This is a genomic window from Citrobacter sp. MGH100, assembly GCF_001034465.1.
In the GTDB taxonomy this organism is placed as follows: Bacteria; Pseudomonadota; Gammaproteobacteria; order Enterobacterales; family Enterobacteriaceae; genus Citrobacter; species Citrobacter youngae.
This window is the reverse complement of record NZ_KQ089800.1, coordinates 136,172-148,478: the sequence shown is the minus strand read 5'-3', so window position 1 is coordinate 148,478 and position 12,307 is coordinate 136,172. Positions and strand designations below refer to the sequence as shown.

At 54.1% G+C, this 12,307-nt stretch carries 9 protein-coding genes; 2 read left to right on the top strand and 7 right to left on the bottom strand.

The features are described from left to right. Positions 1-4: 4 nt before the first annotated feature. From eutQ to maeB, 4 genes are all read right to left on the bottom strand, one after another. The gene (eutQ, locus tag SK32_RS00635) at positions 5-703 is read right to left on the bottom strand and encodes an ethanolamine utilization acetate kinase EutQ (RefSeq protein WP_048210960.1); all 699 of its coding nucleotides are present in this window, start codon (positions 701-703) and stop codon (positions 5-7) included. After that, positions 681-1,160 (bottom strand): ethanolamine utilization acetate kinase EutP, encoded by a 480-nt coding sequence (eutP, locus tag SK32_RS00630; RefSeq protein WP_048210959.1) that lies wholly within the window; start codon positions 1,158-1,160, stop codon positions 681-683. The genes eutQ and eutP overlap by 23 nt, the downstream gene beginning before the upstream one ends. Before the next feature lie 12 nt (positions 1,161-1,172). After that, complete coding sequence (eutS, locus tag SK32_RS00625) at positions 1,173-1,508, bottom strand: ethanolamine utilization microcompartment protein EutS (RefSeq protein ID WP_003037995.1); 336 nt, start codon at positions 1,506-1,508, stop codon at positions 1,173-1,175. A gap of 159 nt (positions 1,509-1,667) precedes the next feature. Continuing rightward, positions 1,668-3,947: an NADP-dependent oxaloacetate-decarboxylating malate dehydrogenase gene (gene maeB, locus SK32_RS00620; RefSeq protein ID WP_048210958.1), complete on the bottom strand. Its 2,280-nt coding sequence runs from the start codon at positions 3,945-3,947 to the stop codon at positions 1,668-1,670. A 279-nt stretch (positions 3,948-4,226) separates the two neighbouring features. On the opposite strand from maeB, the gene tkt reads away from it, so the two are divergent. Then, positions 4,227-6,221: a transketolase gene (gene tkt, locus SK32_RS00615; RefSeq protein ID WP_048210957.1), complete on the top strand. Its 1,995-nt coding sequence runs from the start codon at positions 4,227-4,229 to the stop codon at positions 6,219-6,221. An 82-nt stretch (positions 6,222-6,303) separates the two neighbouring features. Here tkt and SK32_RS00610 read toward each other — a convergent pair whose 3' ends face one another. The 3 genes from SK32_RS00610 to aegA form a co-directional block, all read right to left on the bottom strand. Continuing rightward, complete coding sequence (locus SK32_RS00610) at positions 6,304-7,347, bottom strand: DUF1176 domain-containing protein (protein WP_048212548.1); 1,044 nt, start codon at positions 7,345-7,347, stop codon at positions 6,304-6,306. A 124-nt stretch (positions 7,348-7,471) separates the two neighbouring features. Further along, positions 7,472-8,047, bottom strand: a complete 576-nt coding sequence (nudK, locus tag SK32_RS00605; protein WP_048210956.1) for a GDP-mannose pyrophosphatase NudK — start codon at positions 8,045-8,047, stop codon at positions 7,472-7,474. A gap of 156 nt (positions 8,048-8,203) precedes the next feature. Further along, the gene (gene aegA, locus SK32_RS00600) at positions 8,204-10,183 is read right to left on the bottom strand and encodes a formate-dependent uric acid utilization protein AegA (protein WP_048210955.1); all 1,980 of its coding nucleotides are present in this window, start codon (positions 10,181-10,183) and stop codon (positions 8,204-8,206) included. A 264-nt stretch (positions 10,184-10,447) separates the two neighbouring features. Here aegA and narQ point away from each other — a divergent pair, with 264 nt between their 5' ends. After that, the gene (narQ, locus tag SK32_RS00595; protein WP_048210954.1) at positions 10,448-12,145 is read left to right on the top strand and encodes a nitrate/nitrite two-component system sensor histidine kinase NarQ; all 1,698 of its coding nucleotides are present in this window, start codon (positions 10,448-10,450) and stop codon (positions 12,143-12,145) included. Positions 12,146-12,307 lie beyond the last annotated feature (162 nt).

Below are 12,307 nucleotides of genomic sequence, written 5' to 3'. Positions count from 1 at the left end.
CGCCTTAGCAGGACTGCCAGTTCGCAGGCCAGGCCACATACAGGAACTTCACTGTTGATGGCGTACCAAATTCGATGCTGGAGCCTTTCGGGATAAACATCACGTCCCCGGCTTTGGCAACCATGGTTTCGCCTTCATGGCGAACGTGCAGCTCGCCTTCCAGAATCATGTCGATTTCGTCGTAGTTCAGCGTCCATGGGAAAAATGCGTTATCCCACTGCATAAACCCGGCGGCCATGCTGCTACCGTCCTGGTCAGTGACTAAGTCGGTTAAGCCGACGCAGTGCGGTTGCGCGCCATCAAAACGGCCAAACTTCACACTGCTGCCGTCGATAACTTTCACGCCGCCTTTGCCGGTCACCGAGTTAAAGCTCGGCTGCATTCCGCCCTGCTCCAGCGACTGCTTTTCTTTCATCACTTTGTCCATCAGCTGCGCGACCAGGCTTTCGGTAAACTGTCCTTCCGGCAGTTGTGCAATGATGGTTTCACGAATACGCTGGCTTTCCGTTTTGCCGTCATCCACCGCAGCAGGTGCGGTGGCAGTTGGCGCGGATTCATCGCATTCAGTGATAGTGACGCCGAGCAGCGCCGCAACTTCGCGCGCCTCCGGGGTGATGATGCTGGCGCGCAGAACAACCGATACGTCCTGTTCGCCGCGTGCGTGGGCCGCACGAATATCGTTAGCTGTGATGAGTTTTTTCACCTGCCCTTTCCTCCTTTTGGCTGAGCTCAGTCAGATAATCCACCAGGTGCTGCACACTGCTTGGGTCGTGGCTATTGAGCTCAAAAATCGGCTCCTGAAACCCTAGCCCGCGAAGTAATTGTCGCGTTGCGGCGACATTGGCATCCGGCACATCCGTTTTGCTGATAACGGCGATTTGTCGTTTACTGGCGCCGATATCCAACAGCCCGGCAGGTAAGCGACTTTCTTTATCATTTGCCGCATGTATATAAATCAACGTATCGACATCCTGCAGCGTGGTAATTAAGGCGTGATACCAGCGCGGATGGCTAAAATATTCTCCTGGCGTATCGATATCGCCGTTTTCATTAAACTCCACGGCCTGTGTTTTTCTGGCGAGGGAATAATTCCCCTGTAGCGCATTAAAGAGCGTTGTTTTCCCCGCCCCCACCGTACCGACAAATGCAATACGTTTCATCGCCGCCTCTGATTAACTTTTTGTCAGGTTGCACAAAGTGAAATTTAATAATCGCCCCAGACCGCTTACCGTCTGTAATAACGCTTCCTCTACCGCGCCAACCGAGCCGTAGATCACCAGCGCGCCGCTGAATCTATCGAGAAAGCCGATGTGTACATCCGCCGCTTTCATGGCTAAGTCACCGGCAATCATTGCGGTTTCACCTGGCGTCAGCGTCATAATGCCGATAGCGCCCGCTTCGGGAACGCCGATCTTTTTCGCCAGTTCCTCACCGGGGTGCGCAATGAGATGCGCCAGCGTGACCTGTTTCCCCGGCACAAATTCCTGAATAATGCGTTCTTTTTCCATTGCCCACCGCCTCCGCTAAAACTGCCCCCATCGTGGCAATTTTTTGTCAGAGTAAATAACAAAATTCGGCAACCAGGTTTAAAAGGTGAAGTGGATCACTAAGAAAAGGGAAATAAAAAGGCGCGGGAGAAACCCGCGCCGGAATTAATTAAAGTGAAATTACAGTGGCTGAGTCTGTGCTTCAACGACCGCCAGCGCCACCATATTAACGATACGACGAACAGAGGCGATCGGTGTTAATACGTGAACCGGTTTAGCTACGCCCATCAGTACCGGGCCAACCGTTACGCCCTCGGAACTTGAAACACGTAGTAAGTTGTAACTAATACGCGCGGCTTCCATATTCGGCATCACCAGAATATTGGCGGAGCCTTTCAGCGGGCTGTCCGGCATGCGGTCATTACGAATACTTTCCACCAGCGCGGCGTCACCGTGCATTTCACCGTCAATCATCAGTTCTGGCGCACGTGCCTTAATCAGCGCCAGCGCTTCGCGCATTTTGCTGGCCGACGGGCAGTTAGATGAGCCAAAGTTGGAGTGCGACAGCAACGCTACCTTCGGTTCGATACCAAAGCGACGCACGGTTTCTGCCGCCATAATGGCGATTTCAGCCAGTTGATCCGGCGTCGGGTCGTCGTTGACGTAGGTATCGGCGATAAAGGTATTACCGCTTGGCAGCAGCAGCGCGTTCATTGCCCCCGCCGTATGCACTCCGTCACGGTGACCAAATACCGCGTTCACCACGCTGAAGTGCTCGTGGTAGTCGCCGATCGTACCGCAGATCATCGCATCCGCTTCACCGCGCTGCACCATGATCGCACCGATCACCGTGGTATTAGCAATCACCGCCCGCTGCGCCTGCTCCTGGGTGATCCCACGGCGCTTCATGATCTGATAATACTCACTCCAGTACTCTTTAAAGCGCGGATCGGATTCATTGTTGACTATTTCAAAATCAACGCCCGCTTTGATCTGCAGACCCAGTTTCTGGATGCGCATCTCGATCACGCTCGGACGACCAATCAGGATCGGCTTCGCCAGACCTAAAGTGATCAATTCCTGGGTGGCGTGCAGCACACGCGCCTCTTCCCCTTCCGTCAATACCACGCGCTTCGGCGCTTTGCGTGCCAGCGAGAAAATCGGCTTCATGAACAAGTTAGTTTTGTAGACAAACTCACTCAGCTTATCGATGTAAGCATCAAAGTCGGCAATCGGGCGCGTCGCCACGCCAGAGTCCATCGCCGCCTTCGCCACCGCAGGCGCTATTTTGACGATCAGGCGCGGGTCGAACGGTTTAGGAATAATATATTCCGGGCCAAAGCTCAGGTCCTGATCGCCATAGGCTGAGGCCACAACTTCGCTCTGCTCGGCATGCGCCAGTTCCGCAATCGCATGTACCGCGGCCAGCTTCATCTCTTCGTTGATGGCGGTAGCACCGACGTCCAGCGCGCCGCGGAAGATGAACGGGAAGCACAGCACGTTGTTAACCTGGTTCGGATAATCAGAGCGGCCGGTGCAGATGATGGCGTCGGGACGTACCTCTTTTGCCAGCGGCGGCAGAATTTCCGGTTCCGGGTTCGCCAGCGCCAGAATCATTGGCGCGCGCGCCATTTTCTTGACCATTTCCTGGGTCAGCACTTTCGGGCCGGAGCAACCGAGGAAAATGTCTGCGCCATCAATCACGTCGTCCAGCGTGCGCTTACCGTCATCCACCACCGCGTAGGCCGCTTTGGTTTCGGCCATATTCGGTTCACGATCTTTATAAATCACGCCTTTGGAGTCGCAGACCACAATGTTGTGTTTCTGCATGCCCAGCGCCACTAGCAGGTTCATACAGGCAATCGCCGCCGCGCCTGCGCCAGACACCACCATGCGCACGTCGGAGATATTTTTCTCCACCACCCGCAGACCGTTAAGAATGGCGGCGGTACTGATGATTGCCGTGCCGTGCTGATCGTCGTGGAAGACCGGAATATTCATGCGCTCACGCAGCTTTTGCTCAATGTAGAAGCATTCCGGCGCTTTGATATCTTCGAGGTTGATACCGCCAAACGTCGGCTCAAGAGCCGCGACCACGTTGATAAATTTATCCGGATCGAGTTCATCAACTTCGATGTCAAACACGTCAATTCCGGCGAATTTCTTAAACAGAACGCCTTTCCCTTCCATCACCGGCTTGCCAGCCAGCGCGCCAATGTTGCCCAGCCCCAGCACCGCCGTACCGTTGGAAATAACCGCAACCAGATTACCGCGCGCGGTGTATTTGTAGGCGGCCAGCGGGTCTTTTTCAATTTCCAGACACGGAGCTGCAACACCGGGTGAATAGGCCAGCGCAAGGTCACGTTGAGTGGCAAGCGGTTTGGTCGGAGAAACCTGAATTTTGCCTGGTACTGGAAATTCGTGGAAATCGAGGGCGCTTTGTTTTAACTGGTCATCCATCTTGTTGTTCCTTTCACGTATCGATCAAAAAAGTGTCGCAGGTAACCCTTCTATTGAGCCGCACATTATCACCTCTGTCAGCGGCGCAAACTTTGAAGGTCGCCAAACTCTCACTACTCAAAGAAAGAATTTGTTATCAATTTATAACAGCCATGTTACCTGCTTAAGCCAGCAATACCATGCCTGTCTGCTATGCTTTTTGCTGACAACGCCTGCAAATTCTCCAAAAGTGTGAATTAACACACGCTCTAACGCTTTACTTTTCAAGGAGTATTTCCTATGACCCGTAAAGAGCTTGCCAATGCCATTCGTGCGCTGAGTATGGATGCCGTCCAAAAAGCCAACTCAGGCCATCCCGGCGCACCGATGGGAATGGCAGATATCGCCGAAGTGCTGTGGAACGATTTTCTCCGCCATAATCCGAGCGATCCTCACTGGTACGATCGCGATCGGTTTATTTTGTCCAACGGCCACGCCTCAATGCTGCTTTACAGCCTGCTGCATCTTTCCGGCTATGACCTGCCGCTGGAAGAATTAAAGAACTTCCGCCAGTTGCATTCAAAAACGCCCGGCCACCCTGAGCTTGGCTACACACCGGGCGTGGAAACCACCACCGGGCCGCTGGGCCAGGGTTTAGCCAACGCTGTCGGAATGGCGATTGCTGAACGCACGCTGGCGGCGCAGTTTAACCAGCCGGACCATGAGATTGTCGACCACTTCACCTGGGTTTTTATGGGCGACGGTTGTCTGATGGAGGGGATTTCCCACGAAGTCTGTTCGCTGGCGGGCACGCTGGGACTGGGCAAACTCATCGGCTTCTACGATCACAACGGCATCTCAATTGATGGCGAAACCAAAGGCTGGTTTACCGACGATACTGCGAAACGCTTCGAGGCCTACCACTGGCATGTGATACACGATATTGACGGTCACGATCCTGAGGCGGTGAAAAAAGCGATTCAGGAAGCGCAAAGCGTTACCGACAAGCCGTCGCTGATTATCTGCCGCACGGTGATTGGTTTTGGATCACCGAATAAAGCCGGGAAAGAGGAAGCGCACGGTGCGCCGTTAGGTGAAGAAGAAGTGGCCCTGGCCCGACAGAAACTGGGCTGGCATCATCCAGCTTTTGAGATCCCGAAAGAGATTTATCGGGCGTGGGACGCACGTGAGAAAGGCGAAAAAGCGCAACAGAGCTGGAATGAGAAATTCGCGGCGTATCGACAAGCGCATCCGGAACTGGCGGCAGAGTTTACCCGCCGGATGAGCGGAGAACTGCCGGAAGCATGGGAAGAAACGACCCGGAAATATATTACCGACCTGCAGGCCAACCCGGCCAAAATCGCCACCCGTAAGGCCTCGCAAAATACCCTGAACACCTACGGACCGATACTGCCCGAACTGCTTGGCGGCTCGGCGGATCTTGCGCCCAGCAACCTGACCATCTGGAAAGGCTCCACTTCTCTTAAAGAGGATCACGCAGGAAACTACATCCACTACGGCGTGCGTGAATTTGGCATGACCGCCATTGCCAACGGTATCGCGCACCACGGTGGCTTCGTACCGTACACCGCAACGTTCCTGATGTTTGTTGAATATGCCCGTAATGCCGCGCGCATGGCGGCGCTGATGAAAGCCCGACAAATTATGGTTTATACCCACGACTCAATTGGTCTGGGGGAAGACGGTCCCACGCATCAGGCCGTCGAACAGCTCGCCAGCCTGCGACTGACGCCGAATTTCAGCACCTGGCGACCGTGCGATCAGGTTGAGGCGGCAGTGGGTTGGAAGCTGGCAGTCGAGCGTCATAACGGCCCTACGGCGCTGATCCTCTCCAGGCAGAATCTGGCACAGGTTGAACGCACGCCTGAGCAGGTGCAGCAGATTGCCCGCGGCGGCTATGTGCTGAAGGATAGCGGCGGTAAGCCGGATGTCATCCTGATTGCCACAGGTTCAGAAATGGAAATTACATTGCTGGCGGCGGAAAAACTGACCGGTGAAGGCCGTAACGTACGGGTAGTTTCTCTGCCCTCAACTGATATCTTCGACGCCCAGGATGAGGCGTACCGGGAGTCGGTCCTGCCGGCAAACGTCAGCGCACGCGTGGCGATAGAAGCGGGTATTGCCGACTATTGGTACAAATATGTCGGCCTGAAAGGGGCTATTGTCGGCATGACCGGTTATGGGGAATCTGCCCCGGCAGACAAGCTGTTCCCGTTCTTCGGCTTTACGGTGGAGAACATCGTCGACAAAGCGCATAAGGTGCTGAACACCTGATGGCGACGCTCACGCGTCTTATCAGGCCTACGACATCTATCACCATCAGGCCGTATAAGGCGCAGTCGCATCCGGCATTAAATTAACGCGTAATCCACAGCGTGGGCCAGGCATCTGGTCCATGCCAGTTATCACAGCTTGGCTCTTGTGCGTAACGCACCAAACGAAAGCGCTGGCCGTCAAACCGCCAGCGAGTCTGGATCCCGCAGTCCGATAAACCTCGCCCTTTGGCGAGAGTGACCAATTCGCGAGATTTCTCGTCAAACGTAGCGTTGGTCAGCTCCATGTCGGTACTGTCAGCATCGGTTTTAAATGGCAGGCTCAGACGTACAGCGCGAGAGGTAAACGGTGTGGTACGAGAAACGGTCCATGCCAGATCGATCGTGTTGTATGCCCCTGCTTCGCAGCCGATCATCAGCAGAGCTTTGTCGTCCGTTAAGGCGAAAACCCGCATCTCACGACGCATGGGATCGAGTGAACAGCGGATGCCATTGATCCGCCAGTTGCCATAATCCAACAGCTCATTACGCTCCTGTTGAGTGAGTGGCGTTGGCGTAGAATTAACCACCGCCACACCTTTCAGAGCGGGAGCTGGCGGAACGCTGAGCGGCGGCTCGTCACCTTTCTCAATCCAGGCGGTTTCGCTACCGACACGCTTTTGTTGCGCATCAATAAACAACAATGCTGCTTTCAGCCCAGACAGAGAAAGCGTTTGCGTACCTTTTTGCAGGGTAATGGCTTTCGCATCCTGCACGGCTTGTAAAAATGTAGCGATGGTAGCCGGATCATCCGTCATCAAATGCCAGGGCGTAAGACGCCAGTGTTCACCGGCCAGTGGGAGTGGCGCGCCGTCCAGCAGCAAGCGCGGCGCAATATCTGCCTCTTTGACATCAGGAGAATCCATACCGCCAAGTTCAATACGCAACACGGCATCGGTATGTGCCCCGGCGCTGCGGCTCAGGGTCATCACCAGACCGTGATGATCTCCCGTATTTCGCGCAACGCAGAAGTTTTGGTTATTGCACGTCACCTGCCAGTCAGCAAACGCCTGTTGCGCAGGCGCCGCCCACAGCAAATGGGCCGGTAGCAGGCCGAGCAGGAACACGAAAATAATGCGATAGCGCATGGACGGTACAACTCCGAAATCAAAACACACAGCCCAGGCGGTATCTTCCTTGCGCGACTAATGAGGCTCAATAAGAATCGTCGGATTGGCCTGTATCTTTGTAAAGAAATATAAGCCCTGATCGCTAATCCATAAGATGCGACGATTGCAGGTAGTTCAGTAGCAGCACCGTTTTCCCGTCGCGAATCTCGCCCGTTTTGATCATCGACAGTGCCTGTTCAAAAGGTAATTCCAGTACTTCAATATCCTCATCTTCAATACCGCCACCCGCATTTGCGCGCTGATTGTCACTGTATTGCGCGATAAAAAAGTGGATTATCTCCGTCACGCCACCCGGCGACATATATAACTCAAAAAGTTTCCGTGCTTCGCCCACTTCATAGCCAGTCTCTTCAATGGCTTCTTTACGAATGCAAACTTCCGGCTCATCGTTGTCCAGCAACCCGGCGCAGGCTTCAATCAATTGTCCACTTTCATTGCCGTTAACCCAGGTCGCAATACGAAACTGACGGGTCAGCACGACGGTTTTTTTCTCCGGGTTATACAGCAAAACTGTGGCGCCGTTACCGCGATCGTAAACCTCTCGTTTGTGGCGAATGACCTCGCCATTGCTGCGGGTCAGGTCATAGGTGATATTGCGCAGGATGAAGTAGTTATCGGACAGGACTTTATCTTTGATGAGGGTGATTTTTTGCGACATACCGACTCCACGGTGAGAAGTGAGAAATAATACTACGCCGTGAAACCGGGTTTGTCCTGGAACTATGAATGCCTGATAAGCAAAGCGCCATCAGGCATTCATCCGGCACATTGCCGGATGGCAACGCTAACGCGTTTTATCCGGCCTGGACGCTGATTAGTGAGATTTGACTGATTTTACACCCAGCCAATCAATGATGCCTTGTGCGGCATGCCGCCCTTCCGCCATCGCTGTAACAACCAGATCCGCACCGCGAACCGCATCACCACCGGCAAAGATTTTCGGGTTGCTGGTTTGATAACGGTATGCGCTTTCAACATCGGCGGCAATACGTCCCCAGTTATCGACCTTCACACCCTGACTCTCGAGCCACGGCATGCCATGCGGGTGAAAACCAAACGCCATGATCACCGCATCTGCTGGCATGACAAACTCACTCCCGGCGATGGGAACCGGGCGACGACGCCCCTGCGCATCAGGCTCACCAAGCTGGGTTCGTAAGAAACGCACGCCGCTGACGCGGCCGTCGGCATTCAGCACCAGCTCCACCGGCTGGACGTTAAACTCGAAATTGGCCCCCTCTTCACGCGCGTTCTTCACCTCTTTTTTCGAACCTGGCATGTTGGCTTCATCACGACGATAGGCGCAGGTCACCTGGCTTGCACCGTGACGCAGCGCGGTACGTACACAATCCATCGCCGTATCACCGCCGCCCAGCACGACCACGTTCAGCCCTGCGGTGTCGATAAACGGCTCTTCAGGCAACTCGTCCAGCCCCATCACCTGCTTGGTATTGGCAATCAGGAACGGCAGCGCGTCATACACGCCAGGCGCGTCTTCATTCGGCAGATCTGCCTTCATCGAGCGATAAGTCCCGACGCCCACAAACACGGCATCGTAGTCCTCGAGTAACGCGGCCAGCGCCACGTCCTTGCCGACCTCACAGTTCAGCTCGAAATGAATACCCATGGCGCTGAAGATTTCACGGCGACGCGTCAGCAGCGATTTGTCCAGTTTGAAGGCCGGAATGCCGAACGTCAGCAAACCGCCGATTTCGGGGTGGCGATCGTACACGGTAGCGCTGATACCGCTACGCGCCAGCACATCCGCGCAGGCCAGGCCCGCCGGACCTGCGCCGATGATGGCAACGCGTTTATCGACTTTCTGCACATGGCTTAAGTCGGGTCGCCATCCTTTGCTCAGCGCCCGATCGGAGATGTAACGCTCAATATTACCGATAGTCACCGCGCCATGCTCGTTACGCACGGTACAGGCTCCTTCGCAGAGTCGGTCCTGCGGGCACACGCGCCCGGTCACTTCGGGTAAGCAGTTGGTCTGGTGAGAAAGCTCAACCGCCGCATCGATATTCCCGGCTTTTACCAGTTCAATCCACTGCGGGATGTGGTTATGCAGCGGGCAGGTCCATTCGCAAATACTGTGGTCGCCGCATTTCAGGCAGCGGGACGCTTCCCGTTCAGCCTGCACTGTGCGAAACGGCAGATAGATCTCTTCAAAACTGGTTTTACGCGCCTCAATCGGCAGTTTATCCGGCTCGCCACGCGCAGGCGTCGCCTGCATTTGCTCACGTTTGGTGATGATATGTGGAACAAAATCGGTAGCGCTGGTATGCCATGGCTGGCTTTCCAGACTGGCGGTACGCAACCTGCGCGCTTTTGACAGACCGGTAAGCGAATTCTCCGTCACCAGTTGCAACGCCTGCGCCGGACAGTTCTCCACGCAAGCCGGGCCCTCTTCACGCCCATGACACAGGTCGCATTTGTGCGCCGTTGCTTTTACCTTTCCTTTAGCGACCGGAGTGAGTACGATCTGCATCGTACCAAAAGGACAGGCCACGACGCACGATTTGCAGCCAATACACTTTTGCGCATTTACCTGAACGCTGTCGTACTCATGACTAATGGCCCCATTCGGGCAACTTCTGGCGCAGGGGGCATCTTCACAGTGGTGGCAGGTGACTGCACTGCGTTGTTGCTGATGCTTGATGACAGTAATTCGGGGCTGAAAATGCCGTTGGCTCAGGACATGCTGCTCGCCGTTGTGGGCCATGACACAGGCGACCTCACAGGCGTGGCATCCCAGGCACTGTTGGCTATTGACCATAATAAAACGATTCATGGCTTCCTTCTTTTTTGGTTGCGAAAACCTTATTCTTTATATGACTGTTGTTATTAACCGACCCTGAAGAGGGCGGCAATGTTCATTTGCCCAGGAAGCACAACTATTTATCCAGAACCTGTGGCAGATCAATTTATTTCATCGAATATGAAATTGTGTTTCATTTAACAATCAGTTTCATGATTACTTTTTTAACATTTATCAAATACGCTGAATCGTTCAGGTTGAGTCGGAGCGTGGCGTGAATTGTGTGAGGGTGCGCAAGTGACGGTAAAGCGTCCGGTCTCAGCCAGCCTGGCTAAGGCTTTTTTCTATATAGTGTTGCTGTCGATTCTCTCAACGGGTATTGCACTGCTTACGCTGACCAGCAGCTTGCGGGATGCTGAGGCCATCAACGTTGCGGGCTCATTGCGCATGCAAAGCTACCGTTTGGGTTACGATCTGCAAAGCCAAAGCCCACAGCTCAACGCTCATCGCCAGCTTTTCCAGCAGGCGTTAAACTCACCCGCATTGCAAAATCTGAACGCATGGTATGTCCCGCAAGCGGTAAAAAGCCGCTATGGCCGTCTGCATGCCAACTGGCTGGAAATGAACGCCCGTCTGATCGATGGCGATTTAAAATGGTACCAGGCCAATATCAATAGTTATGTCGATCAAATCGATCTCTTCGTGCTGGCACTTCAGCATTATGCCGAACGCAAGGTGATGTTGGTTTTTGGCATATCGCTGGCGGGGGGGATCGGCATCTTCACCCTCGTCTTCTTTACGCTACGGCGTATTCGCCAGCAGGTGGTGCGTCCGCTGAATAAGCTGGTGATGGCCAGCCAGCATATTGAACACGGTAGGTTTGATATCTCACCGCTGGATACACAACTCCCCAACGAACTGGGATTACTGGCAAAAACGTTTAGCCAGATGTCGAGTGAGTTGCATAAGCTGTACCGTTCACTGGAAGCCTCCGTCGCCGAGAAAACCCACGATCTCCACGAAGCCAATCGCCGCCTGGAAGTGTTATATCAATGTTCCCAGGCACTGAATACCAGCCAGATTGACGTGTACTGCTTCCGCCATATTTTACAGATTGTCCGCGAACATGACGCCGCGTATTTCCTGGAGCTCACCGTCGGTGATAACTGGCGAATCAGCGAAGGAACGGCAAGCCCTGAACTGCCAATGCAGATCCTGCCCGTCACGATGCAAGATACAGTTTACGGTGAACTGCACTGGCAAAGCCCGAATGTGAATGCTTCCACACCACTGCTCAACAGCGTATCAACTATGCTCGGGCGCGGGCTGTACTTCAACCAGGCGCAAAAGCATTTTCAGCAACTGCTGCTAATGGAAGAGCGAGCAACTATCGCCCGCGAGCTGCACGACTCGCTGGCGCAGGTGCTCTCTTATTTACGTATTCAGCTTACGCTACTGAAACGCGCTATTCCGCAGGATAACGTTCCGGCGCAAAGCATCATGGCGGACTTCTCCCAGGCGCTGAATGATGCTTATCGCCAATTGCGCGAACTGCTTACCACCTTCCGCCTGACCTTACAGCAGGCCGATTTGCCTTCTGCCCTGCATGAAATGCTGGAAACGTTGCAAAATCAAACATCGGCTAAACTGACTCTCGATTGTCGACTGCCAACACTGGCACTGGACGCGCAAATGCAGGTGCATCTGTTACAAATCGTCCGTGAAGCGGTGCTGAATGCCATTAAGCATGCCAATGCCAGCGAAATTGCTGTCAGCTGTGTTACCGCGCCGGATGGTAATCATACCGTTTATATCCGTGATAACGGTGTCGGTATCGGTGAGCCTCATGAGCCTACGGGGCACTACGGTCTGAATATCATGCGTGAGCGTGCAGAGAGACTCAGCGGTACGCTGACCTTCTCGCAACCTTCCGGCGGGGGAACGCTGGTGAGTATCAGTTTCCGTTCAGCTGAATCAGACAGTGAGCTAACGTAAAGAACCGCAAAGCGCCGTCGGGTCTGGATCCAGGCCTGACGGCGTTGGCACGAAAGGTATGCTGTAAACGGGCATGATAATTTACATTATCTTCTTTTTTTCTCCACGTTTGACCCGTACCTTGCCGCTAAAGTGAAGCAAGCCATACCCATAACGATACGC

Bases quoted from the DNA above. Each gene is read 5' to 3' on its own strand.
- eutP (WP_048210959.1), bottom strand. From the start codon at position 1,160: ATGAAACGTATTGCATTTGTCGGTACGGTGGGGGCGGGGAAAACAACG.
- eutS (WP_003037995.1), bottom strand. From the start codon at position 1,508: ATGGAAAAAGAACGCATTATTCAGGAATTTGTGCCGGGGAAACAGGTC.
- maeB (WP_048210958.1), bottom strand. From the start codon at position 3,947: ATGGATGACCAGTTAAAACAAAGCGCCCTCGATTTCCACGAATTTCCA.
- tkt (WP_048210957.1), top strand. From the start codon at position 4,227: ATGACCCGTAAAGAGCTTGCCAATGCCATTCGTGCGCTGAGTATGGAT.
- SK32_RS00610 (WP_048212548.1), bottom strand. From the start codon at position 7,347: ATGCGCTATCGCATTATTTTCGTGTTCCTGCTCGGCCTGCTACCGGCC.
- nudK (WP_048210956.1), bottom strand. From the start codon at position 8,047: ATGTCGCAAAAAATCACCCTCATCAAAGATAAAGTCCTGTCCGATAAC.
- aegA (WP_048210955.1), bottom strand. From the start codon at position 10,183: ATGAATCGTTTTATTATGGTCAATAGCCAACAGTGCCTGGGATGCCAC.